This is a genomic window from Hydrogenovibrio crunogenus, from assembly GCF_004786015.1.
Lineage (GTDB): Bacteria > Pseudomonadota > Gammaproteobacteria > Thiomicrospirales > Thiomicrospiraceae > Hydrogenovibrio > Hydrogenovibrio crunogenus.
On record NZ_CP032096.1, the window covers coordinates 1,117,157 to 1,143,879 of the forward strand.

A 26,723-nucleotide genomic window follows, 5' to 3' on the forward strand; every position below is an offset into this window, starting at 1 on the left:
ACCTTACTTATTAATTAATTGATTAAAGCTGTTAAAACATCATGCCTAAGCATCTTTCCCCTGAAAAATTATTAGACAACATCCAATCTATTTTACCCATTATCAAGCAAAGCTCTGAAGCATCAGAACGGCTTGGACGTATACAAGAAGACGTTTTGGAGGCTCTGTTTGAACACCGAGTGTTTCGCTTGTTTATTCCTGAAAAATTTGACGGAGAAGCCACCGATTTAACCACGGCGTTAAAAGTGTTTGAGTGTGTGGCCTCTGCAGATGGCGCGACCGGTTGGTTGGTCATGATTGGTGCGGGGGGTGGTTTGTTTTCCGGTTTTCTGGAAGAACAGGCGGCGCATGACATTTTTTCACCGGAGCGAGCAGTCATTGCCGGGTCGGGTATGCCCAGTGGAGAAGCCATTCCTTTAAAAGATGGGTTTGAGATTTCGGGAAGGTGGGCTTATGCCAGTGGGTCGGATTATGCCAGCTGGTTTACGGCAAATTGCAAAGTTGCAGGGAGCGATAATGAGATTTTATCCATTGCCGTGCCGGCCGCTGAAGTGACGGTGCACCACACTTGGGATGTGATTGGCATGAAAGCCACTGGTAGCCATGATTTCAGTATCGATTCGATTGACGTTCCAAAGGCTCATACGTTTTCGTTGGCTAAGCCTCCTTTATTGCAGGACCCGATTTTCTTTTGTCCATTGGAAACCTTAGCCAGTCTGTCTTTTGGCAGTGTGGCCATCGGCATTACGCATCATGCCATTGAAGCGTTCATGGGGTTTGCCAAGCAAAAACAGGTTTTCGGTGCTACCGACTCCTTGATGGATAAAGTAGAAATTCAACAGCAATGCACGCAAGCACAGCGGTTACTTGATGAAGCACGTACCCGACTGTATCAACGTGCGGAACAGGTTTGGCAAGTAGCTGAAACAAGACAGCCTCCATCGGAGGAATTGCGTGAGAAGATTTCAGAAGAAGTAATCGAAATGGTTCAGAATTGCCTAAAAGGGGTTGATGCTTTGAAAGCTCGTTCGGGCATGATGGCCGTGTTTACAACCTCTGAATTTGGCAGAGCTTGGCGTGATTTACACACCTTGAGTCAACATGTCATTGTCAGCCCTACTGATTGATTAATCTAAGTTTTTTCAAAAAATAGTGGTAATATTATTCTATGGCGAATGATAAATTGTGAGCCGTTTTGAATTATCACGCTAGGGTTTCATTACCTTTCAATGAGCATAAAGAAAGAAGATATGATCAGTCTTGAAAAAATGCCCGCCGTTCTTGATGCCTTGCCGGATCCGGCCTTTTTGTTCTCAAGAAGTGGTAAATATGTGGCGGTTTACGGTGGCCGAGACAATCGTTATTACCATGATGGCAGTGGTCTTGTCGGGTTGTATATTGCTGATTTAATTGAAGCGGAAAAATCGAATTGGTTTTTAGCAAAAATTGAAGAAGCTTTGTGGTCTAAAAAACTGTTGATTGAAGAGTATGAGCTCAGTAATAAAGATGTGAAAGGGTTGCCAGATGAAGGGCCGCAAAACCCTATTTGGTTTGAAGGGCGTATTCAAGCACTGGATTTTCTTGTTGATGAAGAAGAAGTGGTTTTATGGGTGGCGAGCAATATTTCCGAACGACATGATTTGGAAGTTAAATTACGTGCATTAAGTGATACTGATCAATTGACCGGCATTTTCAACCGAAGACGATTGGAACATGACCTCCTTTTGCATTTTGACGCTTTTGCACAACATGCCACGCCAACTTCCATATTGATGTTTGACCTTGATAATTTAAAACAGGTCAACGACCGTTTTGGGCATCATGCCGGGGATGATGTGATTCTTGCCGTTACCCGTATCTGCCGGTCTCATTTAAATAAAAATGATATCGCCTGCCGTTTTGGGGGAGATGAATTCATCGTCGTTTTACCAGGAACCGAACTGGAAGAAGCGGTGTCTTTATCTGAAAAGCTGTCTGCAGAATTTAAACGGGGGCTGACTCCTTTTTGTGTTGATGGCATTAAGGTCAGTGTCAGTATGGGCATGACAACCATTAAGCCAGTAGATGAATCTTACCAAGACACCTTGAAGCGTGTCGACAAAGCTTTATATACCGCTAAGAAAAACGGTAAAAACCAAATCGTTATCGACTGATTTGAGTTTCTTCCAGCCTACACTATTGAGTTTCTATTGATTAAATTACAAATCAATACGAGTCCGACGCCCATGCTCGCTATCTCTGACCATGTCATTGTTATTGATGTAGGATCGTAGTCGTGAAGCTTTGCGCTAATTGACAGTGTGGGATTTATAAGAGGATAATTCGCTTATCTTTCTGAAAAATGGCCAGACCTGGTTATTTTTTTATAATAAATGATGCTTAATTACTCAAAAAACCGTATTGGAAGACGGCTATTGTTGTTTCCAATAGATACTAAAACTGGTATTAATTGACAGAAAAAATAAAAATTCAATAGAATCAGGCTCGATTGCTGGCCAGTCAGAATGCTATTATCTATATCATCAGGATAAAATTTTAAAAACGCCAAAAGAATGGCTTTTGTTTACCATGAGAGAAATTATGAACGTAACTGAAATATTAAACTCGCGTTATGCCACGAAAAAATTTGATCCAAATCAGCGTATTACCGATGAGCAATTTGCGCAGATTAAGGCATTATTACATCTAAGCCCGTCATCAGTTAATTCTCAGCCGTGGCACTTTATCATTGCTGATTCAGCTGAGGGGAAAGCACGCATTGCCAAAGGCGCTGAAGGGGCGTATGCGGCGAATAATCCGAAGATTTTAGACGCATCGCATGTGGTGCTGTTTTGCGCTAAAACAGAGATCACGGACGCATATCTGGAAAAGATAACCGATCAAGAAGATATGGATGGGCGTTTTCCTAAACCGGAAGGAAAAGAGATGGCTTTAAAGGTACGTGGTTTTTATGCCGACCTTCATCGAAAAGAACGAGATGATGTGGCGTGTTGGACACAAAACCAGGTATATCTGAATATGGGGAATTTATTGTTGGGCGCCGCAGCGTTAGGAATTGATGCTGTTCCAATTGAAGGCGTGGATCTTGACGTGTTGAACGAAGAGTTTGACCTTAAAAATCTAGGCTTCACCACTGTTGCGGTGGTGGCATTAGGCTATCGCGCTGAAGACGATTTTAATGCGGCGTTACCCAAGTCCAGATTTCCAGAAGCAGAGATTTTTACTTTCTTAAAATGATGCAAGCTACGCCCGATGCTTATGTGTTGGGCGATGAGTTGACGTCATTTCTTTTCCCAAATCAAAATACGATTATTTTGCGGCATTTCAATGTCTTTTAAGAGCATTAGTTCAGCGTTCTCAGCCAATTGGTTACACCATTCAAACGCTTTAATGCCGCTTTGTGGGTTGCGTTGTTTTAACCAGGCATCAAACCGTTCATTGCTCTCACTGGTGAAGTGTCCTTGATAATTAAAAGGGCCGTAAATCATCACGATGCCTTTTTTCTCAAGTACTTGAGAGACGTTCTTAAAGAAATCTTCAATATGGTGTTTTGCCATAATGTGAAAGCTATTGGCGCTGAAAAGCGCATCGTACTGACAACTGGGCCAGTTATCTTCTGATACATTCAACTTAAGCGGTGGTAGCACATTGTCTAAACCGGCTTCTGTTATCCACTGTTTGATGCCGGTGTGGGCTTCCATTAAGTCAGATGTCTGCCAAGTAAGATGCGGCATTTTTTCGGCAAAATAAACCGCATGTTGGCCAGTGCCACTGGCAATTTCTAACACGGACGACCGGTCTTTTAAAAAGGGATGAATCGCCTTTAAAATGACGTGTTTGTTTTCATCGCTGGATTGCGCAAACGGTTTTGCAAAAGTGGCGGTTAATGACATGGAGCACCTTTTAATGTAATGGGTTTTATTATAACAAAAAGGGCACAGCCTTTTATGAGGCGGCTTTTTAGTCTAGAGAGTGCTTTTATGCTATGATGCTTTTTTTTGAATAAATGAGTGTTGAATTATGTCTTATACCACCACACCGGATATTGTAAGTTATGGTTTAGGTCGTCAGTTTGGTGACCAATTAGCCGCTGACCCGTTTGAAGGATTGAATGCCGAAGCGATGGCGCAAGGGCTAATGGATGCTTTACAAGGTAAAGCCAGCCCGATTGCGGATGAACAATTCAGACAGGCGTTTCAAGAAATCAATGACATGATGCAAGCCAAAGAAGCTGAGCGCGCTGAAGCCGCAGCGGCAGAAGGCGAAGCCTTTTTGACTGAGAATGCCAAAAAAGACAATATTGTGGTGACAGAATCTGGACTGCAATATGAGATTTTGGTGGAAGGCGAGGGTGATAAGCCATCAGCAGAATCGGTGGTATCAACGCATTATCACGGTATGTTAGTGGATGGCTCTGTATTTGACAGTTCGGTAGAGCGTGGTCAGCCTGCTGAGTTTCCAGTGAATCGAGTGATTCCAGGTTGGACAGAAGCCTTACAGATGATGCCAAAAGGGTCTAAATGGCGTTTATATATTCCGCAAGATTTGGCATATGGCCCGCAAGGTTCGGGTGGGAAGATTCCACCATATTCTGCATTGATCTTTGATGTGGAATTATTGGATATCGTGTCTTAAGTAAAGACCGGCCGAGTTTAAAAAAGCCCACATTTGTGGGCTTTTTTGTTTCTATAACATAGCGTTCGCGATGAGCTACGTCGATTATTAGCGACTTTGTCGAGTGCTTTGCCAAATATTCGTTACGGCGCGATCACTTCCTAATAAAGCGATTATCACACAAACTATCCCTATGCCTGCAAAAAGGATGGCAGGGAACAGTGCCGCCATCACCTCGGTGCGAAAGCCAAAATAGACGGACACCACTGATAAAATCGAAAACAAGATGCCCATGATCAGCAGAATTTTTCGGTGTGAAGGGGTGTAATGTTCTGGTTCCTCGCCTTTTTCAAATATATTAAGAATGGGAGAGAACAGTTTAGTGAAGAATGTTTTCATAAATAATGACTCTTTAATGATATTACCTTTCTATTATAGGGATGTTTGAAGGTGTATGGGCACTTCTTGAAAAGTAACCGCTTTCTGATAAGAATCAGCCTGTCGTTCGCTTTTATATGGTAAAGTTTTGCTATTATCTGCTTGAAGGAATGAAGGTTAAAATAAGATGATTGCTATGCAGAAAACCAGGTTTATTTATGGATTGGTTTTGATGGGGTGGATGTTGGTTTTACCCGTTTCCGCATCACCCGATCAAGAATTGAAAGGCGAAGCTCTTCATGTGGCGTTGGTGAAAACCGCATTAAAGTATGATTATTTTAATCAACGTTGCCGTGGGGTCAGCGCCTCCCAAAAGGAAGCGAAAGTAAATCGGTTGTTTATCGAGAAGTATAATTTAACGATTAATAACTTTATCAAACAGTTTTTAACCCGTGATCCGAGAGAAACGGAAGCGGCGTTAAAAAAAGAACTTTATGCCGAGATTTACCAGCTTGGCGGTTGCCAACAGGCCCGAGAAAAAGGATTGGAGGATACATTAAAGACGGATTTTCGTCATTTGTATCAAAAAACCGAATCCTCGCCTTGGTTTCCTATCTTAGAGTAACGTAAAACGTACTTTATTTTCTCAGCAGAGTATCTAGGTGGTTGACCGCATCCACCCAAGCGGCATCTTCTTCTACGGCTTCCTTCAAGAATGCTGCCTGAGAAGGATTCCAGATAGAGGCTTCATGTAACAAAGTGACTTGAGACAGTTTGGGTTGCTTGCTTAAGAAAGCTTCAATGGCTTCATCCGAATTGTCTAATCCCAGTTGAGAGAATAATGCATTTAAGTCGTGAGCGGACGTATCCATCTGTTTATCTTCCTTATTGTGCTGAATGATTATTTATTCTACACCTGAAAAAAGAAAATGAAAACCAGAATGAAAACGGTGATGTTAAAACGTTAAAACAGCCAGGCCTGGCTATTTTAAGCTGTTTTCTCTTTGTATTCACACAGGTCGTAAATACAGCAGGCGCCGCATCTGGGTTTGCGAGCCGTGCAGGTATAACGGCCATGAAGAATCAGTAAATGATGGGCGGGGATAATGTATTCTTTTGGCACGTTTTTCAGGAGTTTTTGTTCCACTTCCAAAACATTTTTGCCTGGTGCGAGCTTGGTGCGGTTTGAGACTCGAAAAATATGAGTATCGACCGCCATCGTAGGATGGCCAAATGCGGTATTGAGAACAACATTGGCGGTTTTGCGACCCACACCGGGTAGGGCTTCCAAGTCCTTTCGATTATCAGGCACCTGTGAATTGTGCAGCTCAATCAGCATTTTGCAGGTTTTGATGATATTGGCGCCTTTGGTATTAAACAAGCCAATGGTTTTGATGTATTCTTTCAATCCTTCTTCACCCAACGCATAAATGGCTTCCGGCGTGTTGGCAACGGGAAAGAGTTTGTCGGTGGCAATATTGACGCCTTTATCAGTGGCTTGTGCCGACAGAATCACGGCAATCAGCAGCTCGAAGGGCGTGCTGTAATTCAGCTCTGTTTCCGGTTCCGGGATGGCTTCAGCTAAACGTTGGAAAATTTCTAGGCGTTTTTGCTTGTTCATGGTTTTCTATCTTATTCTGGTGCTCTTAGTGGGTTAACCGATACCTGGACGCCCAACACATTTTGCGCTTTGGCGGCTTTTCGTTGTTCAATGGCATTCTTCAAGGCGACCAGTAAGCCAAGTCCAATAAAGGCACCCGGTGGCAGAATGGCTAATAGAACCGGATGGTAATCTTCCCATAAGTGAATGGTCAACGCTTTGGCCGATTCACCGAACATCAAGTCCATTTGGTCGAACAGAGTGCCATTGCCGATAATTTCGCGTAACGCGCCTAATACAATCAACACCAACGCAAAACCTAAGCCCATGAAAAATGCGTCGATTAACGATTTATCGACCGAATTTTTAGAGGCATAGGCTTCAGCACGTCCAAGGATGGCACAGTTGGTGACAATCAACGGAATGAAAATACCGAGGATGCCGTGTAAGGTATGCAAATAGGCTTCCATTAGGAGATCTATCACTGTCACGGCTGAAGCGATGATGGCGATAAAAACGGGAATGCGTACCTCATCGGACACATGATCCCGAATCAGAGAGACGAGTACATTGGAGACAATCAGAACCGCCATGGTCGCTAATCCTAATCCAATACCATTGACTGTGTTGTTGGTTACGGCGAGAAGAGGACACAACCCCAATAAAGCGACAAGTGCCTGGTTGTTATTCCAAAGACCGTTTCGAGCAATTTTTTGGTATTCCGTCCATTTATGGGTCAGAATATTCTCAGAAGAGTTACTCATACAATTTCGCTCCTTTCTCCTGAATAAATTGGAGTGCGTTTTTAACGGCTTTAATGACCGCACGCGGGGTAATGGTGGCCCCAGTAAATTGATCAAATCCGCCTCCGTCTTTTCGGACCGCCCAGAGGTTGGCGTTGTCTTCACGCAGTTTCAGGCCGTTGAAGCCAAGAATCCAATTGGATTTTTTCAGTTCGATTTTGTCGCCTAACCCCGGGGTTTCTTTGTGTTTTAATACACGAACTCCCGCAATACGGCCATCTTTATAAACTGCCAACATGATTTTAATATCTCCGTTGTATCCATCTGGCGCGTGTGTAGTCAAAATTAATGCGACCGGTTGGCCATTTTTACGTGCTCGATAAACCGTTACGGGGTCGGTCGTATTTAAGTATTTGGGTGCCGTGACTTCAGTAGTGTCATTTAATAACGCATTATCATACTCTTCTGAAGGGAGCAGCTGGTTAATGGTTTCAAGCAAAACGCGTTTCTCTGCGGTTTGAATCGGTTTGTCGGTTAATTGTTTGACCAATAGTAATAGCCCGACACCAATGACGGTGTAGATGCTGAGTAAACGCGCGGCACGCAGCATTCTTTGCCAGAGCTCTTGTTTGGGTTGAGATTTTTTCGTCGTATCTTTGTTAGCCATATTTATCTCTGATATCCAACGACACGCGGTTGCGTATATTGATCAATTAAGGGAACAAACATATTCATGATTAAGATTCCAAACGCAATGCCATCCGGGAAAGCCCCCCAGTTTCTGATGACATATACCAGTACGGCAATACCAGCAGCATAAATGAACCGCCCAAGCGGGGTGGTGCTGGAAGTAACAGGGTCGGTAATAATAAAAAATGCCGCCAACATGATACCCCCCGTTAATAAATGGAAACTGGCAGGGGCGTAAGTGTTCGGATCAATCCAGTTAAAGATGTAGGCAATGGCCGCTAAGGTGCCTAGAAAGCCGACTGGATATTGCCAGCGGATGGCACGTTTATACAGCATCCATAAACCACCCAAAAAGAAAGCCATATTAATCCATGCCCAACCGTAGGGGATTTGTTCACCATTGAAGTTGCTACTGTTAAGTGTGGTGGTTACCGGTACGCCCATGGATAAAGCCGTTTTCACTTCATCAAGCGGCGTAGCGCCAGTGAGTTGGTCAAAAGATAAATTCAGGGATTGACCAGTAAAAATCAAATGGAATGATTCAATGAAGCTGATGTGATGACCAGACACCTCGGATGGTAATGTCCATTGCGTTAATTCCGCCGGAAAGGAAATCAATAAGAAAGCATAGCCCAGCATGGCAGGGTTAAAAGGGTTGTAACCTAAGCCCCCATAAAGGTGCTTCCCAAAAATAAGTGCGAAGGTCACCCCTGATACGATCACCCACCAAGGTGACTCTGGTGGGATACAGAATACAATGCCAGTAACGGTAATCAAACCACTCAAATCGAATATATAGGGAGCAACAGGGCGGTTTCGTAATTTTAGTAATGCGGTTTCGACGATAATCAGGGTCAGCACCGCTAGCGTCCATTGAATCGTGATGCCAAACCCGAAAAAATAGATGTGCGTCATCAATGCTGGAAAAGCAGCGATTTGGACTTGTAGCATCACTTTTCTAACGCTACTGGCGTTATGCGTGAATGGGGAAGTATGCGGAATGGTTGCCATGATTGAACCTATTTCAGCCTTTGTAAATGTTGTTTGTCATCATAATGTATTTTGTAAACCGTTTTAAATGCTTTAGTCTTTTTCTTCACCGGATTTAGAGTGTTGTTTTTTTGCCCGCGCTTTGGCGGCTGCCATTGCCGCTTTCTGTTTTGCATGAGTGGTTTTACTGGAAGCGGTTTTTGTTTTTTCTTCCGGTGGAACGTCATTTTCTGACTGTTCCGATAGTTCTGTACGTTTTTTCTCAGCGGCTTTTTGGCGGGCGGCTTTAATGGCTGCAGCACGTTTGTCTTCGACTGTATCAGACTGAGCTTGATCGGCGACATGATGATTGGATGATTGTTTTTCTTTCGCTTTTTGTGCAGCGCGCTTTTTAGCCGCCGCCATCGCTGCGGCTTTCGGATCTTTTGGTTTCGGGCTACTTTTTTCTTCTGCGGCTTCTGATGTTTTTGAAGCGGAAGATTTGTTTGCAGCTTCAGCGCGTTTTTTAGCCGCGGCAATGGCTTTATCTCGTGCTGACAGTTTTGGCTCTACGCTACCGGAAGTATCTTTTCCTGCTTTTTCGGCACGTGCTTTAGCTGCACGCGCAGCGGCCGCTGCGGCTGCGCTGGTTTTAGGTTTGTCCGTTTCGGTGGTTTCGCTCTTAGCTTGTTGTGCGGCCCTTTGTTTGACCGCTTCTTTTTTCGCTTTAATGCGTGCTTCACGTTCTCTTTTTTCGCGTTCTAAGCGTTCTTGCCTGAATTCATGGCGTTTTTTGGCCAGCTCGGCGGTGGCTTCTTCTTGTTTGATGTGTTTGATTTCAGATTTGGCAAAACGATAGTACTGTACCAGTGGTATGTGGCTTGGGCAGACAAAACTGCAACAACCGCATTCGATGCAATCAAACACCTTGAGCGATTCTACTTTATCAAATTCATGACTGCGGCTATGCCAATATAATTGTTGAGGTAATAAGTTGACTGGGCAAGCATCCATACATTCGCCACAACGAATGCAAGGCATCGGTTCTTCCATGGGTTCTGGTGGGGTGGCTAAAATGCAGTTCGTGGTTTTGATGACAGGCACATCATTGCTTTGCATTTCAATTCCCATCATTGGTCCGCCCTTGATAAGTGGATACTCTAATGGTGTTTTAGGATCGGCTAAAAGCGCCAGTTCTTTAAAGGAAGTGCCCAAACGAGCATCAATGTTAAAGGGTTTGTTTAACCCTAAACCAGAGACGGTGATGTATCTTGATGTGAGAGGGTTGCCGTGAACGGTTGCTTGGTAGATGGCAGCGAACGTCGCGACATTCATCATCAAGACTCCGACATCAATCGCATGCGTATGAGCGGGTAACTCAATGCCAGTCAGCTCTTGTGTGAGTTGTGTTTGCCCACCCATCGGGTAAGCGGTGACCACAACTTTGATTTGAACTGATGTATTGGCGGCGGCTTTTTGCATGGCTTTGATGGCTTTGGCTTTATTGTCCTCTATGCCACATAAAATCTGATTAATCCCTAAAGATTGAGCAACAATTAAGGCGCCTTGGACGATTTCTTCCGCACGGGTTTGCATCAACATGTCGTCACAAGTAATAAACGGTTCACACTCAGCCCCGTTGATTAGCAGATATTTGATTTGTCCTGGTTGAGAAGGGATCTTAGCGAAAGTGGGGAATCCAGCTCCACCCATGCCGACGATGCCGGCTTTGTGAACCAGTGCTTTCAGTTTGTTGGGCGTGTCTGGCGTGGAACCGTCCACCTCTAAACTGTTTTCGATGACCTCATCTTTTTGGTCGCTTTCTAAAATAATGCTTAATCCTGATAAACCGGATGCATGTGGTAATGTACGGGGTTCAATTGCAATGATTTTCCCGGAGGTCGGTGCATGGATAGGCGCGGCCAATCCTTTTTCAGTATCGGCTAACAACTGGTTTTTTAAGACGTGGTCACCCGGTTTGACTAATGGTTCAGTGCTGATACCAACATGCTGTTGAAGCGGTAAAACCAAAATTTCAGGAATAAAGTCAGTCACCAGCGGGTGACTCAAAGATAATTCTTTATTATAGCGGGGAAACACACCACCATGAAAACGATACAAAGCTCGCTTAGCCATAGGATAAAGCCTAGACAAACCGATAATCAGTTTTTGCTTTAAAGTTTGTGTCAGTGTGGTTTTCATAGAATGTGAATCTATTCCTTTGACGGAAAAGTTTGAATCAATGGTGCTTCTTGAGGCGTGGGTTCAGGCCAACCCCATGTTTGCGGTGTCACTTCTTGTGGAATCATGTCGATGCAGTCGACCGGACACACCGGGATGCATTTTTCGCAGCCGGTACATTCGCTTTCAATCACGGTATGCATCATTTTGGTGGCACCTAAGATGGCGTCTACCGGACAAGCTTTGATGCAATGAACACAGCCAATACAAATGTCCTCATCTATTTTGGCAACGATTTTCTGAGCAATGTCTTCGGGTTCCGCTTCCATTTCCTTCGGTTCACGGTGGGTGATTTCAGAAATCTGGATCATGACTTCATGTCCGCCTGGAACGCATAAATTCACCTCAGATTCGCCTTTTGCTAAGGCTTCGGCATAAGGTTTGCACCCTGGAAAACCGCACTGTCCGCACTGTGTTTGTGGCAGGACGTTGTCTATTTGTTCCGCAACCGGGTTGCCTTCCACTTTAAAGCGAACAGAGGCGTATCCCAACAGAATTCCAAAGATGATCGCCAGCGCTAAGAAAATCAATATTGCTGAGATCATTTAACGAGACCACCAAATCCCATAAAGGCAACCGACATCAGTCCAGCCGTAATTAAAGCAATGGGAGCTCCTTGAAACGGCTTTGGTACATCGGCATAGGCAATGCGTTCACGAATAGAGGCAAATAAAATCATCACTAACGTAAACCCGAGTGCTGCTCCAAAGCCATAGAACGCCGATTCGATAAAGTCATGACGTTCTCCTACGTTTAGCAAGGCAACACCGAGAACAGCACAGTTTGTAGTGATTAAAGGAATGTAGATTCCAAGCACTTGATATAGCACCGGACTGGTTTTGTGTATGGCCATTTCAGTAAACCCGACCACGGCGGCGATGGCAAGAATAAACCCAATGGTTTGCAGGAATTCTAGCCCAAAAGGCACTAACAGGTAAGTATTGATAAGATAACTTAAGACGGAAGAAAGTGTCATGACGAATGTCGTCGCCATGCCCATTCCCAAAGCGGCATCGGTTTTTTTAGACACGCCCATGAATGGGCAGAGGCCTAAAAACTTGACCAGCACGAAATTGTTGACCAAAACCGTGCTGATAATAATGAGAATGTATTCCATCATAAATGAGCGAATCTTTTATTTGAGGTTATAAATTATTTAACTCTCATACCTGGCTGAGCACCTTCATCAGGGTTAAGTAAGAATAAATCCTTACCGCCTGGGCCAGCAGCTAAAACCATACCTTCTGATAAGCCAAAGCGCATTTTTCTAGGTTTTAAGTTGGCGACCATCACGGTCAATTTACCCACTAACTCTTCAGGCTTGTAAGCGGATTTAATGCCAGCAAATACCTGGCGCTCTCCCAAGCCGATATCCAGTGTCAGTTTAATGAGTTTGTCGGCTTCGGGAACCTGTTCTGCATTGACGATTTTGGCAATGCGGAAGTCGACCTTAGCGAACTCATCAAAGGTGATTTCATCCGCAATAGGGTCTAGATCCGAAGCTTCTTCTTTGATTTCCGGTTTCATCGGAGGCATTTTTTTCATATCTTGCTTTGAGGCGTCGGTCATTTTTTCAATGGCTTCCATTTCAACCCGTGTCATTAAGGCTTTGAATTTGGTGATTTCATGATTTTTCAAAGGGGTGCTAATGTCTTTCCAATTTAAGGTGTCAACTTGTAAGAACGCTTGAGCCTTTTCCGCCGTGGTGGGGATGACCGGCGCTAAGTAAGTGATTAACACCCTGAACAAGTTGATGCCTAAGCTGACAGATTCATACAACTCTGCCTCTTTACCTTCCTGTTTGGCTAAAACCCAAGGTGCAGTTTCATCAATATATTCATTCGCTTTGTCAGCCAATGCCATGATTTCACGCATGGCTTGGGCATATTCGCGTTGTTCATATAGGTTAGCGATTGTTTCAGACTTATCGATGAAGCTTTGATAAAGCGTTGAAGCAGAATCTGACCAGGCCTGGCTCAATTTGCCATCGAATTTCTTAACGACAAAGCCGGCACAACGGCTGGCGATGTTTACCACTTTCCCGACAAGATCAGAGTTAACACGTTGTGCAAAGTCTTCCAAGCTTAGGTCAATGTCATCAATACGACTATTTAATTTGGCTGCAAAGTAGTAACGTAAATATTCAGGGTTTAGATGATCCAAATACGTTTTTGCCATAATAAAGGTGCCACGTGACTTAGACATCTTTTGACCATCGACCGTTAAGAAACCATGTGAAAAAATCGCGTTAGGCGTTCTAAAGCCGGCGCCTGATAACATGGCTGGCCAGAAAAGCGCATGGAAATAAATAATGTCTTTCCCGATAAAGTGGTAAAGTTCCGTGGTGGAGTCGGCTTTCCAAAATTCATCAAAATCTAATCCGGTTTTGTCACAAAGGGCTTTAAAGCTTGCCATGTAACCAACAGGTGCATCGAGCCAGACATAGAAAAATTTGTCTTTTTCGCCAGGAATTTCAAACCCGAAATAAGGCGCATCGCGTGATATGTCCCAAGCACGCAATCCCGATTCAAACCACTCATCCAATTTGTTGGCAATTTGAGTCTGTAAGTGACCTTGGTGTGTCCATCCTTTAAGCATGTCTTCAAAATGGGACAATTCGAAGAAAAGGTGGTCGGTTTCTTTTTCTACTGGTGTTGCGCCGGATACCGCAGACTTCGGGTTTAGCAAGTCAGTTGGGCTATAGGTTGCCCCGCAGGCTTCACAGTTATCACCATATTGGTCTTCCGTTTTACATTTCGGGCAGGTGCCTTTAATGAAACGGTCCGGTAAGAACATCTTTTTTTCCGGATCGTAGAACTGCTTGATGGTCTTGCGACTGATGTGATTTTGTTCTTTGAGTTGAGTATAAATGTAGCTGGCGAAATGTTTGTTTTCTGGTGAATTCGTGCTGTGATAAAAATCAAAGTTAATATTAAAGCCAGCAAAGTCGGTTTGGTGTTCTTCAGAAATTCGCGCAATGAGATCCTCAGGGTCGATACCCTCAGCCTGCGCTCGCAACATGATTGGCGTGCCGTGCGCATCATCAGCACAAACATAGTAGCATTCATGACCACGCATTTTTTGGAAGCGAGACCAGATGTCTGTTTGAATATATTCCACTAAATGACCTAAATGGATCGGGCCATTGGCGTAAGGCAGTGCACTGGTAATTAATATTTTTCTCGTATTGCTCATTTTTATACTCTAAGTCCAAAAATCAATCGCACAATTATAAGCTTTTTTGAAGGTTTTAGCTTGTGTAATCCGAGTGAATCTGGGAATTTTTTTGTCAAATTTGTATGAAAAATGTCGAGTTTTCATCAAATCGCGAGACGCTTCAAAACCAATATTTTGAGGTGTCTAAAATTGTAAGGCAATTTTGTTTTGTAGAACATACATAATTTTTATGGGATTACCCTAAACTTGACTAAGAAATAAGGGTAAAATTTCATATGAGTTATGTTTTTAGTATGTTTAAATATGATAAATTATGATGAATTCAATAATTTGTTCATAGTTTAAAGAAAACAAAAAATGATTTACGGGCTGCCGGAGGTGGGGGAATGAGTTTAATGAGTCGGGTGACTGAAGATGCCGTCCATATTTATGTTGAAGGTAATTTTGACATCGGTTGTTATGATGACTTCAATAAGGCACTGAATGACAACTTGGAAACCAGCTCTAAATTTGTGATCGATTTGTCAAAAGCCACATACATGGATAGTTCAGCCTTAGGTATGATGTTGCTACTGCGAGAAAAACTGGGCGGGCAATCTTCAAAAGTGGAATTCATCAATGTTAATGATTCAGTGATGAAAATTTTATGTGATGCGAAGTTTGATCAACTTTTCACTATTAATTCATAATTTCGCTCTTTCGCGTTATGATTCGTATTCTAGTTGTTGATCCGTCCTATTCTAATCGACTTTATCTAAAACTGACACTTGAAAGAGCAGGTTATCAAGTCTTTGAAGCCAAAGATGGAGAAGAAGCTCTTAATCAATTTAACCAGATTCATCCTAATCTCATCATTACCGAAATTGAGTTGCCATTACTATCAGGCGAATCATTAGTTTCAGAAATTAAATCCCTGACAGAAGAAACGTTCTACCCGATCTTTGTTGTCACTAATGCGACCAGCCCGGAATCCATTCAAGAAATTCTAGAAGCCGGTGCTGACGATTTCTTGCAAAAACCTTACCCTGAAAAACTCTTTCTCGCCAAGGTCGCTTCTTTGCTACGCAATTTGGACTTTTATAATGATTTAAAAAATTCTAAAGAACTGGTGTCTAGTTTGCATTCCAGTTTAGAGTTAGAGCATAAGTCGGCTGAACGTATTTTTGAAAAGTTTGTGCATGGGCCAAGAAAAGAAGTACCTGGGCTCAAAACGCATATCTCTTCAGCGTCCATCTTTAATGGAGATGTGTTTTTATCTTCCATTTCGCCCGCAGGAAATGTGGTGACTTTATTAGGCGATTTCACTGGGCATGGACTCCCTGCATCGATTGGAGCGATTCCGGTAGCAGAAGTGTTCTATTCCATGGTTCGAAAAGGCCGAACGCTTAAAGAAATAGTGTCCGTCATTAATGAAAAACTTTTATTGATTTTGCCGGTACATGTCTTCTTTAGTTGCACAGTTGTGCAAGTTTCTCCAAGACATCAAACGGCTAAATTGCTTAATGCGGGAATGCAACCTTTAATCATGATCGATGAGAAAACCCGTGAAGTCATACAGTACCAGTCTACTTGCGTTCCTTTAGGAGTCATTGCCAGTGACTTGTTAGGAATAGAGTTAACGGAGGTAAATTTAAGAGGGCGTGAACAGTTCATTTTGTATACGGATGGTGTGGTTGAGGCCATGAACTGTGATGGCGAACTGTTTGGCTTGTCTCGTTTAATTGATGCGCTTCTGAATACAGATGCACTAGATATAGAGCTTTTAGTGCATGACAGCCAAAATTTTTGTAGCCATGAACCTTTTTTAGATGATGTCAGTATTATCAAATTGGATGTGGATGAAATATTCAAAGCTGAATCCAACGAAATTGCTGAAGTGGTCTCTGAAAAGATTCCTGCGCCAGCGGACTGGAGCCTGTCTTATTGTTTAAGTGCAAATGTTCTAAAGCAAAATGATAACCCGATTGAATCTATCATAGATGCGATGATGGGCATTCAGTCGTTAGTGAACTTTAAAGAAGATTTTCACATCATTTTAAGTGAATTATTTAACAATGCGTTGGAACATGGTCTATTGCAGTTGGATTCGACTATAAAACAGCAAGAGAATGGTTTTTTTGAGTACGTTAAGCAAAGAAAACGCGCTTTAAGCGGCCTTGAAAGTGGTGAAATTATTATTCAGATTAAACATGTGGCTCTTTCAGCACAGAAAGGAAATATGCACTTTATTGTTTCTCATAGCGGGAAGGGAAAAGTCGACTTAGAAGTAGAGAAACGCATATCGGATAAGGCTTTCTTTGGAAGAGGAATTAAGATTATTCAGTCGCTTTGTAAGGGCTTTTATTTTGAGAAAGGCGGCGCTCAGGTTGAAGCGGTTTATGAATGGGGGAATGGTCAATATGCCTCATAAAATTTTGGTCGTGGATGATGATGTCAGACAAATAGAGGCCTATAAATCTCTGTTTAAGTTGGATGATAATCAGCCAGTGAATACTTTAGGATCGTTTTTTTCTGATACGGAACATCAGGAAGAAAATGATACTCATTCTAGTGCTCTCTTGTTAGGAGGACTTCAACTAGTGACGGCCCTGCAAGGGGAGGAAGCGATTGAAAAAGTATCGGCTTCTTTAGCGGAAGAAAAACCCATTAAGGTGGCTTTTATCGATGTTCGTATGCCTCCGGGTATGAATGGTTTAGATGCTGCGAAGAAAATTCGAGAGATAGATCCGCGTGTCTATATTGTTATGGTAACAGCATATTCGGATTTTGATTTGTTCGAAATTACTCAGTCTTTACAAGAGAATGTACTTTTTGTGCGTAAACCGTTCCAAAGTGAAGAAATTGAGCAGATGGCGCTCAATTTTGTGCGGGCTTGGGATAAAGATCGTTATATTGAGCAGATAACACAGACGTTAGGGCATAAGGTTAAACAAAACCTGTTTGAAGCCTCTATGTATGAAGTATCCAATTCGCTTTTGGCAATTCTGGCGGATAATGTGAATGCACAAGCTGGGTTGATTTCCTATTTAAATAAAGAGTTCGATGTTTTACCGGAACAAAGGTCGGCTTACAAACAAATCACGCAAACAATTTTTGGTGAAGCTCAGTTGCTATCTCAGATGGTCAGTTCTTTGCAACGCCTTTCGATGTCTTCAGACAAAGTGATGGTTTTTTCAGTAAAAGATTTAGTGAATTATATTTTAAGTTTGATGCCGGAACTCAATGCTTTACCAGAGCATATTGAATTTGAAATTGAATGCCATTTAGACCAAGAGGTTTCATTTCAATTACCTTATAGTTGTTTAATATTGGCCATCAGTTCGGTTATTCGAAACGCCTTGGACTCAGTATTTGCAAAAGCTCTTAAACGCCCAGGTTTTAAAGGGAAAGTTCGGTTAGTGATTGAAAAGGCTAATCACAGTGAAAGCAAGTTTGTCACGATACGATTGAGTGATAACGGGCTTGGCGTTAATGAACCGGATCTTAAAAAGGTGTTTAAAGAAGGGTATTCAAGTAAAAAAGAAGGGTCTGGAGTTGGTCTCACTCTTGTTCAACAGTTTATTGATAGGGTATCAGGTGATGTGTTATTTGACAGTGCCGGAAGAGACCAAGGCGCGGAGGTTGTTTTACACTTTCCTTTTCGGGTTGATATGGCGTGAGCGTTATGCAAAAAAATGTTCTTGCATTAACAAAAGAGCCTTATTTCTTAACGTACTTTGAACAAAATGATACCGATAATCTGACAGTGTGTGACAGTTTTTCGGATTTGCTTGAGCTGGTAAAAAGCGGTACCGGTAAAAAGCAGTCATATCGCTTGGTTTTCATTGATGAATCGGTGTTTTCTAAATCGGATGTTGAATCATTTCTGAAGCGATTGCATGAAGTGAATCCTAAATTATTTTATCTGGTTTGCTGTTCTGGTTTGAATGAAGAGTTGTTAATAAAGTTGCAGAAAGCAATGAAGAATCAAGTGGTGATTCTTGACGAAAAGCCTGAATATGTATTGTTAAAACAAGCCGAAATTCAGATTGCTCGGTTGGCAGACTTGCAATCAGAAATTGCAAAAAAGTCGGATCAGCTTGAGACGGTTCAACAGAAACTCGATGTACGCGGCAAACTATTTAATAATCTTTTGAGTGTCATTAAGTTCGACTTGGAAGGACACATAATCAGTATTAACCCACATGGTACTAAGGAGATGGGGTGGCGTAATGCCGAGGTATTAGGTACCTCTATTCATGATATTGTGTTGTGGTCTAATGATGGTTCGGGCATTGTTCAATATTTTGAAACATTTTCCGGTGAAACGCGTTATTTTGATAACGAGGGAAAACAAAGATGGGCTTTTGCTCAAGTTAAAAAAATTAAAGAAGAAAATGGCAGTTTTTTTTATTTTGTTGGTAAAGACATTACCGAGCAAAAGCAATTTGCTCGACGACTTCAGTATGAGAACTACCAAGAAGGGATACTGAAAGCCAAGAGTGATTTGATTCATGATATCGGTAATACGTTAAACAGTATGAATGCGACTTATGGCGTGTTAGCGTCTGGCGTTGAACAGCTTAAAGGCGTAGCCAATTATATAGAACGTTGGTGTGAAGAAAAGCAGTCACTAAGTTTACCCGTTGAAACCTCTTATAATTTCATTGAAGCCATTGAAAATAGTTGTCATTTTATATTAGATAAGCATTTTTCAAAAACCACGCTTGCCTTGAAAAATGATTTGGCGTTATTAATTGATGCGGTGGGGACGAAACAACAGATCTTACCCGTTGAAAGCGCCAAGGAAGTGATCAATTTATATAACCTTATTCAGGAAGTGGTTCTATCGAGTCAAGCTTTGCTGAATGAGAAGCAGATTAATATTCAGGTGTTAAATACCGACCCCTCAATTTTTTTGAAACTTTCCCATAATCAGTTACATCAAGCACTATTGAATTTGATTAAAAATGCTGTGGAGGCGATTGAAGTTTCAGCTAAGGAGATTCGTCAGATTACCTTGCAAACATGTCAAACGGAAAGTGAAGTGCTATTGAGTGTCCAGGACTCAGGAGGCGGGGTGGAAATGTCAAATTTAACAGAGATATTTAATTATGGCTATACCACGAAAGCGGGAGGTTCTGGGCATGGTTTGCACTCAGTAGCCAACTTCATGAATAAGAGCGGTGGAAAAGTTGAAGTAACATCATCCAAAGACAATGGCGCATGTTTTACTTTAACTTTTCCAATAAGCCTATCTGAAATTTAATTTTAAGAGTTCTCTACCACAATGTTAGGGAACGCTGAACTGAAGTTACGGCGTTTTAAAGCGATCTGACTGGTAACAGAGTAAGCGATATGACGATATTTTAATGTAATGTCGCCAGCTGGTTCAGCTACGACGGTTGGTTTGCCTTCATCAGCTTGTTGTCTAATTTTGCTGTTAAGTGGTAAAGCGCCTAAAAATTTTACCTGATGCTTTTCAGCAAGACGTTCCCCACCATGTTCGCCAAAAATAGCTTCTTCGTGCCCGCATTGACTACAGATGTGTGTACCCATATTTTCAACCACACCTAGAACAGGAATGTTCACTTTTTCAAACATTCGTAAGCCTTTACGGGCATCAATTAATGCCACTTCTTGTGGTGTGGTAACGATGATGGAGCCGGTTACAGGAATCTGTTGCGACAAAGTCAATTGCACATCTCCTGTTCCCGGAGGTAAGTCGATGATAAGGTAATCCAAATCCTGCCAGTTGGTTTCGTTGAGCAGTTGCGTCAAGGTAGAGGTTACAATGGGGCCTCGCCAGATCATTGGGTCATCCGGATTGATTAAGAAGCCAATGGACATGAGTTGTAAACCATAAGCGGAGATTGGTTCCATACTTTTACCGTCTTTGGTTTCAGGCTTATTGTGAACTCCTAGCATTGTCGGAATGCTTGGACCATAAATGTCGGCATCCAATACTCCGACGTGAGCTCCTTCCTGCTGCAAAGCCAATGCTAAGTTGACGCTGGTAGTGGATTTTCCAACCCCACCTTTACCGGATGCGACCGCGATAATGTTTTTGACGCCTTTCAAAGGGGTCGTGTTACCTTGTACTTCATGAGCTTGAATGCGTGTTGTGAAGTCGATGGATACACTTTCAACCCCTTCCAGTTTTAATAAACTATCCTGTAATGCTTGATCAAATGCGGGCCACATGCTTTTTGCTGGAAATGGGAGAGCAAGAGAGAGCTTTAAGTGTCCTTTCTTCATTTCAGCCGATTCAATGTTTTTTGAATTTAAGGCGCCTGCTTCAAAAGGTTCAATTGCTAAATCCGTAATAGCGTTGGTGATGGCTTCTTGCAAAGACTCTGAAATGCCATTACCAAATAATTTTTTAAGAATGCTCATATGGGTCTCCGTAAACAGTCGGTCACAAAATTGACCAGGCCTGGTCAATTTTGCTCATTTAATAGGGGAAAACAAGGGAGTCGTCAAACTCTACGTTAATAAAAGAAGGGGTATTAAGAGAGTAAGTCGAGTTGTCTTTCGTCTTGATGTGATGCCTGATCTTGCGTGATGCGGCTGGCTGTTGGTCCTTTTTGGTTTCGGTATTTTGCGTCGGCACGTTTGTTGTAAGGTTTTATTGCTGCACTGGATAGCGTTTCAAAGTTAATGGCGCAAATATCCATTCCTGGTCGCAGTGCCAGAGGCAATTTTCCACTGTTGAATATTTCCAGAACAATTTGCCCTTGCCAGCCGGGGTCGATTCGATGCGCAGTGACATGAACCATTAATCCCAATCTCGCTAAACTGGATCGACCGTCAAGCCAACCAACAAGGTCGTCAGGGATAGAAACCGATTCAAATGTAGAAGCCAATGCCAGCTCTCCAGGGTGCAGGAAAAAAGCTTGTCCTTCTTCAATGACCACTTCATCGCCCATAATGATGTCCATCATTTTCTGCATTTCATCCGAGGCGCCGCTTAAGTCGATAAAAGGCGCAGTATGATCATTGAACACGCGGAATTTATTGGCTAAACGTAAGTCAACACTGATGCCTTTAATCTTATGCTGTTCAGGCATGGGATCAATTCCAATCTTACCAATTTTTAAGTGTTGAATAATATCTCTATCGCTTAATTTCATTTGAGTGTCGGCTTATGATTAAGTTCCAGTTCGATTTTTCGATCTTCTTCTTTGTTTAAGATGATGATTCGAACCGGAAAGTAGTTAAGTTTTGGCATTAGCCACAATTGGGCATCAATTTTACCATTATGAAAGGCAAAAAGTTTTGTTTGTGCTTCGTCTTGAAAAGGTAAGTCGATTTCATCGTCTTCATTTTTCGCGGTGAAGTTCATTTTTTGTTGGATTTTATCATCTTGTAAATAAAGATTAGTCAGTGGTTTTTTATTGAGAACCTGGAACTGGATTCCGTAAGCCATTGAGATGACATCATACAGGTGTTTTTGGTTTGGCCAAGACTTGTTTTTTTCAATGTATTCGACTTTATTAAGTTTTTCTTTACGCACTAATGTATAGGTTTTATGGATGGTTTTATCATCATAATAGCGTGTTAGGAACTTTTTATACTCTAGCCATTTAAGCTGGTCATTCGTTTGTTTTAGACATATTTTTTCAATAGCGGATTCATTGATAAATTGACGTGCCCAACCGGGGGGTTCCGCTTTGCTGGTTAGCAAGCACTCGGAGCCTTGGCATGTCATTTCTTGGTGGGCTTCACCAATGTGGAAACCGAGTACTCGAATATCAAAACTGGCATTAAAGTCTGGTAGCTGTTCAGCTAGCGTAACAGGTGACCATATGGTCATCAAAAAGAAGGCCATGATTTTAGGTTTAATAGAGGAGAGGGTGTCATTTGACCAGCTCATGGTATTACAGCTCCGTTAATTGTATCGGTGTTGTAAGAGGGGTATTTTTATACCAGACCTGGTTATTTTTAAACATTAGGTCGCCACTGGCAAGCCAATTTGTCACTAAAGGGTAGGCGATATGTTCTTGGACTTGGACTTTTTTCTGTAAAGAATCAATCGTATCGTCTTGGGTGATCGCTATTTTTGCCTGAAGGATGACAGGCCCTCCATCTAACTCGGAGGTGACAAAATGAATGCTGAGTCCATGTTCTTTATCATGAGCCTCTAATGCACGTTGATGGGTGTTCAAGCCTGGGTATTTAGGGAGAAGAGAAGGGTGGATATTGAGCATTCTGCCTAAAAAGTGGTCTGTGAAGATCGGGGTTAGAATGCGCATAAACCCCGCGAGAATAACAGCTTCGATTTTATGGCTGTCGATGATTTGGATCATCGCCGTATCAAAGGCTTCTCGAGAATCAAATTGAGCATGATCTAATATGGCCGTCGGTATCCCTGCTTTTTTAGCCTTTTGAAGACCCTCTGCATGAGGGCGGTTTGATAACACTAGACCGATTTCATATTGCGCTTGATCGGCTTGATCGATCAAAGCCTGTAGGTTTGAGCCTTTGCCTGAAATTAAAACAGCGATACGCATTTTAGTAGTCATGAGTTATGAGAGTTAACGCTTAAATGGGAATGCATAATAGAGATTGTCTTTTCTGGAAGCCATGAAGAGATAAGCTTTGGCTCCCAGAATGACAAAATTAAACTAAATCGACTTCTGGGGTTTCTGTGTCGCTGCTTTCGATTTTACCGATGACTGAAACCACTTCACCCTGTGCGGTTAACGCATCAATAGCGGCTTGTTGGTCTTTCTCATCCACAACGACAACCATGCCGATACCGCAGTTTAAGGTACGGTGCATTTCATGGAACTCAACATTCCCGTGTGTTTGAATCCAATCAAATACTGCCGGACGATTCCAGGTTTTGGTATCAATTTTTGCCTTAGTGTTGTTTGGCATAACACGCGGTAGGTTTTCGAGTAACCCGCCTCCGGTAATGTGAGAGATCGCATGGATTTCGATTTGTTTCATTAATGCCAGGATCGACTTAACATAAATTCGTGTTGGAGCCATTAAAGCATCAATTAAAGGCTGTCCATCGCAATCGTCATTCAGATTCGCAGCATTTACTTCAATGATTTTTCGAATTAAGGAGTAACCATTGGAATGAGGTCCTGAAGAGGCTAGCCCCAGTAATACGTCTCCCGCTTTGACTTTTGTACCATCGATTAAGTCCGCCTTTTCAACAATACCAACACAGAAGCCAGCTAAATCATAATCGCCATCAGGGTACATGCCTGGCATTTCAGCTGTTTCTCCGCCAATTAATGCGCAACCAGATTGCTGACACCCTTCACCAATACCGGCGACCACGTCTCGAGCGGTATAAATATCCAGTTTGCCGGTAGCGTAATAATCTAGAAAGAAAAGAGGTTCTGCGCCTTGTACGATCAGATCGTTAACGCACATGGCCACCAAATCAATCCCAACCTGATCATGCTTGCCGCTTTCGATGGCTAGACGAAGCTTGGTGCCGACACCATCTGTTCCTGAAACCAATAAAGGGTTTTTATATTTATCCATAGGAAGTTCAAAAAGTGCACCAAACCCTCCTAAGGAAGTTGAGACTTCTGGTCTGGCGGTTGCTTTTGCGATAGGCTTGATGGCTTCAACAAGGGCGTTACCAGCGTCAATATCAACACCAGCATCTTTGTAGCTTATAGATTGGTTATTTGTCGTCATAAGAGGAATTTAAAAACTTACTTAAATTTAAATGAAAATTATTGCCTATTGGTATTTCAAAGGCGCATTCAAAATGAATTCAATGCATTAAAGGATTTCAATCAAAGTAGAATATCTTTAAAGCAATCATTTGGTATTTATTACCCAAACCCATTTTGAATTAACCAGAGTTTTACAGCAAAATCGGATACTATATTGTAACCAAAAATGATGAGGTAGATATGAGAAGTTTTGTCTCAATTGTATTTTTTATGCTGATAACGCATACGGTTTATGGTTATGCCGATCCGAAGACGGATTTATTTGATGTTCGTATTTTGCAAAATGAAGCGGCAGACAGTAAAAAAAGTCTCGATGACAGTTTATTAGATGCCATTAAAATCGAACTGGTTCGTTTAACAGGCAACCCGGAATTCATTCTTCAGCCTGAGGCACAAACCTTTATTCAAACCCCTAAAGCCTGGTTGAAAAGTTATCGATATGAACCTTACGAACAAGATGGTGTTAGAGTCGGCACTTTTTTAGTGTTTGAGTTTGATCAAGAACGTTTTTATGATTATTTCCAAAAACAAGGGTTGGTGATCTGGCCTTATGTGAACCGTCCTGTGACATATGTGATGGGGTCTCAATTGATTGCTGGCACGTTGGTGAAACTTAATCGACAAAATTTAAGCTATTCACCCAAGCTGGATTTTAGAAATAAAGCAAATCAGTTAGGGCTGCCTTTCGAGATACCGGCAAACCAAGGACAGTGGATTTATCCTGATTCAACCGACGGATTCAATCCGCGTATTCCGGATTTGTTGCAAGGGACGGATGCGGTTTATCTGCTTAGCTTTCAAGTGATTTCTGACATGGATGGTTCTGAGCGATTCAAGTGGCAGTTGTTTAATCGCAATGGTCAAAGTCTGATGCAGGCAGAGGCCTCAGGCAGTTCACCAAGTGTCTATTTTGAAACAACGTTACAGCAATTGATGCAGGCTTATTCAGCATCTTATCGAGAACAAGCTGAATTTTTAGGGTCTTTGACTTTAGTGGTTAAAGATATGACTTCGGTTGAACGACTGACAAAGGCAGAAGAGGCATTGATTAATTTAAAACCGATTGTGCACCAAGCCCGTTTATCATCTGTTTCAGAGAAACAAGCCATTTTTGAGATTGTCTATCAAGGCGATTACAATCGCCTTTTGGAACATTTGCAAAAAATAGATGATTTGCAATTGATCCAAGATGATGCTGTGATTGGTCAAGTGATTGCCAAGTGGTTATAAAACAATATAGGGTTGAATATTCGTCAGCCCACCAACTTAGTTAGGAAGAGTGTGTGTTTGTACAACTGCCTTTAAAGATAGGGTTAAGAGAAGAAGTCTGTTTTGATACGTTTATTGCTGAAGAAGAAGGTGTGGTTCTGGCGTTAAACCGCTTTCAACAGACATTGTTGAAAAGTAATAACGGTGAGGCTTTCTATTTTCAAGGAGAATCAGGTTCTGGTAAGACTCATATCTTGCAAGCAGCCTGTCGTTTTATGACGGAAAAGAAATCTTCCAGTGTCTATTTGCCACTAGGGGATGACAGTTTACCTTTAATTCCTGATGTGTTGAATGGACTGGAACAGACGTTATTAGTGTGCTTGGATGATGTCGAGAAGATTATCGGACAACCAGAGTGGGAACATGCACTAACGAGCTTGTTGATGCGTTCTAAAGAGCTTGGTCATAAAGTCGTATTGTCGGGAACAACGCCTGCCGGAAACTGGCCTATTGCAACAACGGAATTAACGCATGCAATGATGTCGGTTCTTCCAATTACACTTAAACCATTAACCAATAAATCTGATATTGTTTTAGCGATGCAAAGACATGCTCTCAAACTCGGTTTTGAACTACCGTTGGAGGTCGGGAATTATTTGATTAAACAGTTTTCGACGGATTTACAGGAACTGTTATCGGTGTTAAGAATTTTAGAACAGGCCACGTTTGTTGAAAAGCGACGCATGACGTTACCATTTGTGAAGCAGATATTAACGAAGCATTCATAGTTTTAAATAAACAACTCACTAACATAGATTGTTTCAATGCACTAAAGCGTTGATGATACAAAAGAAGGATACAGAATGACGCAATCATCTTTACAAGCCAAACTTATTCAATCTTTCCTTGCGATCGTATTGGTTGTCGGAAGTTTTGCAGCGCAAGCCGCAGTCGATTTTGAATTTAAAACCCTTAAAGGGGAAACCGTTAAATTGTCGGATTTTCGAGGCAAGTGGGTTGTTGTGAACTATTGGGCAACCTGGTGTCCGCCTTGCAGAGTGGAAATGCCTGAGCTAGGTTTTTTTCATGATGCGCACAAAAACAATGATGCAATTGTTTTGGGCGTGAATTATGAAGATGTCGATACGAGTGTTGTGCAAAAATTCTTGGATCAGGAAATGATTAAATTTCCGATTGTCAGACAAGTTGGGAAACTGGATGGCAAGAACACTTACTTTGGTCCTTTGAGAGGATTGCCGACAACCTATATGATCTCTCCAAAAGGAGAAGTTGTTGCTGCCAGAACCGGTATGGTGGATCAAAAAATGCTAGAAGATTTTATTAAAAAATTCAATAATACGAAGTAAGTTTAAATGGGATGAAAGGCAAGTTAAGGCTGCTTTTCGCCCTATCCGT

28 protein-coding genes are annotated in these 26,723 nt (G+C 42.1%); 12 read left to right on the top strand and 16 right to left on the bottom strand.

Translation table 11 applies throughout. The features are described from left to right. Positions 1 to 41 precede the first annotated feature (41 nt). The 3 genes from GHNINEIG_RS05395 (at position 42) to nfsB (ending at position 3,237) form a co-directional block, all read left to right on the top strand. On the top strand, positions 42 to 1,127 hold the full coding sequence (locus tag GHNINEIG_RS05395; protein WP_135795702.1) for an acyl-CoA dehydrogenase family protein: 1,086 nt from the start codon (positions 42 to 44) through the stop codon (positions 1,125 to 1,127). 123 nt (positions 1,128 to 1,250) lie between these two features. Further along, a complete protein-coding gene (locus GHNINEIG_RS05400; protein WP_135796833.1) occupies positions 1,251 to 2,153 on the top strand; it encodes a GGDEF domain-containing protein in 903 nt (300 codons plus the stop codon). Between the two features lie 427 nt (positions 2,154 to 2,580). Next, positions 2,581 to 3,237, top strand: a complete 657-nt coding sequence (gene nfsB, locus GHNINEIG_RS05405) for an oxygen-insensitive NAD(P)H nitroreductase (protein ID WP_135795703.1) — start codon at positions 2,581 to 2,583, stop codon at positions 3,235 to 3,237. 44 nt (positions 3,238 to 3,281) lie between these two features. On the opposite strand, the gene GHNINEIG_RS05410 is transcribed toward nfsB, so the two are convergent. Further along, positions 3,282 to 3,893 (bottom strand): DUF938 domain-containing protein, encoded by a 612-nt coding sequence (locus GHNINEIG_RS05410; protein ID WP_135795704.1) that lies wholly within the window; start codon positions 3,891 to 3,893, stop codon positions 3,282 to 3,284. A gap of 127 nt (positions 3,894 to 4,020) precedes the next feature. On the opposite strand from GHNINEIG_RS05410, the gene GHNINEIG_RS05415 reads away from it, so the two are divergent. Next, positions 4,021 to 4,635, top strand: coding sequence for an FKBP-type peptidyl-prolyl cis-trans isomerase (locus tag GHNINEIG_RS05415; RefSeq protein WP_135795705.1), 615 nt, complete (start codon positions 4,021 to 4,023; stop codon positions 4,633 to 4,635). An 87-nt stretch (positions 4,636 to 4,722) separates the two neighbouring features. Here GHNINEIG_RS05415 and GHNINEIG_RS05420 read toward each other — a convergent pair whose 3' ends face one another. Next, complete coding sequence (locus GHNINEIG_RS05420) at positions 4,723 to 5,013, bottom strand: hypothetical protein (RefSeq protein WP_135795706.1); 291 nt, start codon at positions 5,011 to 5,013, stop codon at positions 4,723 to 4,725. Between the two features lie 166 nt (positions 5,014 to 5,179). On the opposite strand from GHNINEIG_RS05420, the gene GHNINEIG_RS05425 reads away from it, so the two are divergent. Then, positions 5,180 to 5,617, top strand: a complete 438-nt coding sequence (locus tag GHNINEIG_RS05425) for a hypothetical protein (protein WP_135795707.1) — start codon at positions 5,180 to 5,182, stop codon at positions 5,615 to 5,617. A gap of 13 nt (positions 5,618 to 5,630) precedes the next feature. Here the strand turns inward: GHNINEIG_RS05425 and GHNINEIG_RS05430 are convergent, their stop codons facing one another. From GHNINEIG_RS05430 to metG, 9 genes are all read right to left on the bottom strand, one after another. Then, positions 5,631 to 5,864, bottom strand: a complete 234-nt coding sequence (locus tag GHNINEIG_RS05430; protein ID WP_135795708.1) for a DUF2789 domain-containing protein — start codon at positions 5,862 to 5,864, stop codon at positions 5,631 to 5,633. A gap of 116 nt (positions 5,865 to 5,980) precedes the next feature. After that, positions 5,981 to 6,613, bottom strand: a complete 633-nt coding sequence (gene nth / locus GHNINEIG_RS05435) for an endonuclease III (RefSeq protein ID WP_135795709.1) — start codon at positions 6,611 to 6,613, stop codon at positions 5,981 to 5,983. 11 nt (positions 6,614 to 6,624) lie between these two features. Continuing rightward, positions 6,625 to 7,356, bottom strand: a complete 732-nt coding sequence (locus GHNINEIG_RS05440; RefSeq protein ID WP_135795710.1) for an electron transport complex subunit E — start codon at positions 7,354 to 7,356, stop codon at positions 6,625 to 6,627. Continuing rightward, the gene (rsxG, locus tag GHNINEIG_RS05445) at positions 7,349 to 8,002 is read right to left on the bottom strand and encodes an electron transport complex subunit RsxG (protein WP_135795711.1); all 654 of its coding nucleotides are present in this window, start codon (positions 8,000 to 8,002) and stop codon (positions 7,349 to 7,351) included. The genes GHNINEIG_RS05440 and rsxG overlap by 8 nt, the downstream gene beginning before the upstream one ends. A 2-nt stretch (positions 8,003 to 8,004) precedes the next feature. After that, positions 8,005 to 9,036 (bottom strand): RnfABCDGE type electron transport complex subunit D, encoded by a 1,032-nt coding sequence (locus tag GHNINEIG_RS05450; RefSeq protein WP_135795712.1) that lies wholly within the window; start codon positions 9,034 to 9,036, stop codon positions 8,005 to 8,007. 72 nt (positions 9,037 to 9,108) lie between these two features. Further along, entirely contained in the window at positions 9,109 to 11,196 is a 2,088-nt protein-coding gene (rsxC, locus tag GHNINEIG_RS05455; protein ID WP_135795713.1) for an electron transport complex subunit RsxC, read from the bottom strand. 11 nt (positions 11,197 to 11,207) lie between these two features. Beyond that, positions 11,208 to 11,780 (bottom strand): electron transport complex subunit RsxB, encoded by a 573-nt coding sequence (gene rsxB, locus GHNINEIG_RS05460; protein WP_135795714.1) that lies wholly within the window; start codon positions 11,778 to 11,780, stop codon positions 11,208 to 11,210. Continuing rightward, positions 11,777 to 12,355, bottom strand: a complete 579-nt coding sequence (gene rsxA / locus GHNINEIG_RS05465) for an electron transport complex subunit RsxA (protein WP_011370458.1) — start codon at positions 12,353 to 12,355, stop codon at positions 11,777 to 11,779. Before rsxA ends, rsxB begins: the two co-directional genes overlap by 4 nt. Before the next feature lie 32 nt (positions 12,356 to 12,387). Then, a complete protein-coding gene (gene metG, locus GHNINEIG_RS05470; protein WP_135795715.1) occupies positions 12,388 to 14,430 on the bottom strand; it encodes a methionine--tRNA ligase in 2,043 nt (680 codons plus the stop codon). Between the two features lie 368 nt (positions 14,431 to 14,798). Here metG and GHNINEIG_RS05475 point away from each other — a divergent pair, with 368 nt between their 5' ends. Genes GHNINEIG_RS05475 through GHNINEIG_RS05490 form a run of 4 tightly spaced genes read left to right on the top strand, consistent with a single transcriptional unit; the run spans position 14,799 to position 19,660 of the window. Continuing rightward, positions 14,799 to 15,101 carry an STAS domain-containing protein gene (locus tag GHNINEIG_RS05475; RefSeq protein ID WP_135795716.1) on the top strand — a complete coding sequence of 101 codons (303 nt, stop codon included), beginning with the start codon at positions 14,799 to 14,801 and terminating at the stop codon, positions 15,099 to 15,101. A 17-nt stretch (positions 15,102 to 15,118) separates the two neighbouring features. Beyond that, on the top strand, positions 15,119 to 16,822 hold the full coding sequence (locus GHNINEIG_RS05480) for a fused response regulator/phosphatase (RefSeq protein ID WP_135795717.1): 1,704 nt from the start codon (positions 15,119 to 15,121) through the stop codon (positions 16,820 to 16,822). Continuing rightward, positions 16,812 to 18,071, top strand: coding sequence for an ATP-binding protein (locus tag GHNINEIG_RS05485; RefSeq protein ID WP_189636934.1), 1,260 nt, complete (start codon positions 16,812 to 16,814; stop codon positions 18,069 to 18,071). Before GHNINEIG_RS05480 ends, GHNINEIG_RS05485 begins: the two co-directional genes overlap by 11 nt. A 5-nt stretch (positions 18,072 to 18,076) precedes the next feature. Then, positions 18,077 to 19,660: an ATP-binding protein gene (locus tag GHNINEIG_RS05490; RefSeq protein WP_135795719.1), complete on the top strand. Its 1,584-nt coding sequence runs from the start codon at positions 18,077 to 18,079 to the stop codon at positions 19,658 to 19,660. 2 nt (positions 19,661 to 19,662) lie between these two features. On the opposite strand, the gene apbC is transcribed toward GHNINEIG_RS05490, so the two are convergent. The 5 genes from apbC to purM all read right to left on the bottom strand — a co-directional run bounded on the left by apbC (position 19,663) and on the right by purM (position 24,057). Then, positions 19,663 to 20,787, bottom strand: a complete 1,125-nt coding sequence (gene apbC / locus GHNINEIG_RS05495; protein ID WP_189636935.1) for an iron-sulfur cluster carrier protein ApbC — start codon at positions 20,785 to 20,787, stop codon at positions 19,663 to 19,665. A 113-nt stretch (positions 20,788 to 20,900) separates the two neighbouring features. Further along, positions 20,901 to 21,524, bottom strand: coding sequence for a dCTP deaminase (dcd, locus tag GHNINEIG_RS05500; RefSeq protein WP_135795720.1), 624 nt, complete (start codon positions 21,522 to 21,524; stop codon positions 20,901 to 20,903). Then, positions 21,521 to 22,267 (bottom strand): DUF3108 domain-containing protein, encoded by a 747-nt coding sequence (locus GHNINEIG_RS05505; RefSeq protein ID WP_135795721.1) that lies wholly within the window; start codon positions 22,265 to 22,267, stop codon positions 21,521 to 21,523. Before GHNINEIG_RS05505 ends, dcd begins: the two co-directional genes overlap by 4 nt. Before the next feature lie 4 nt (positions 22,268 to 22,271). Beyond that, entirely contained in the window at positions 22,272 to 22,904 is a 633-nt protein-coding gene (gene purN / locus GHNINEIG_RS05510) for a phosphoribosylglycinamide formyltransferase (RefSeq protein WP_223260944.1), read from the bottom strand. Positions 22,905 to 23,013: 109 nt separating this feature from the next. Next, positions 23,014 to 24,057, bottom strand: a complete 1,044-nt coding sequence (gene purM / locus GHNINEIG_RS05515) for a phosphoribosylformylglycinamidine cyclo-ligase (protein WP_135795723.1) — start codon at positions 24,055 to 24,057, stop codon at positions 23,014 to 23,016. A gap of 221 nt (positions 24,058 to 24,278) precedes the next feature. Here purM and GHNINEIG_RS05520 point away from each other — a divergent pair, with 221 nt between their 5' ends. The 3 genes from GHNINEIG_RS05520 (at position 24,279) to GHNINEIG_RS05530 (ending at position 26,674) form a co-directional block, all read left to right on the top strand. Then, the gene (locus tag GHNINEIG_RS05520) at positions 24,279 to 25,328 is read left to right on the top strand and encodes a DUF2066 domain-containing protein (protein ID WP_135795724.1); all 1,050 of its coding nucleotides are present in this window, start codon (positions 24,279 to 24,281) and stop codon (positions 25,326 to 25,328) included. A 53-nt stretch (positions 25,329 to 25,381) separates the two neighbouring features. Beyond that, on the top strand, positions 25,382 to 26,095 hold the full coding sequence (gene hda, locus GHNINEIG_RS05525) for a DnaA regulatory inactivator Hda (protein ID WP_135795725.1): 714 nt from the start codon (positions 25,382 to 25,384) through the stop codon (positions 26,093 to 26,095). Positions 26,096 to 26,170: 75 nt separating this feature from the next. Next, the gene (locus GHNINEIG_RS05530) at positions 26,171 to 26,674 is read left to right on the top strand and encodes a TlpA family protein disulfide reductase (protein WP_135795726.1); all 504 of its coding nucleotides are present in this window, start codon (positions 26,171 to 26,173) and stop codon (positions 26,672 to 26,674) included. Positions 26,675 to 26,723: the final 49 nt, after the last annotated feature.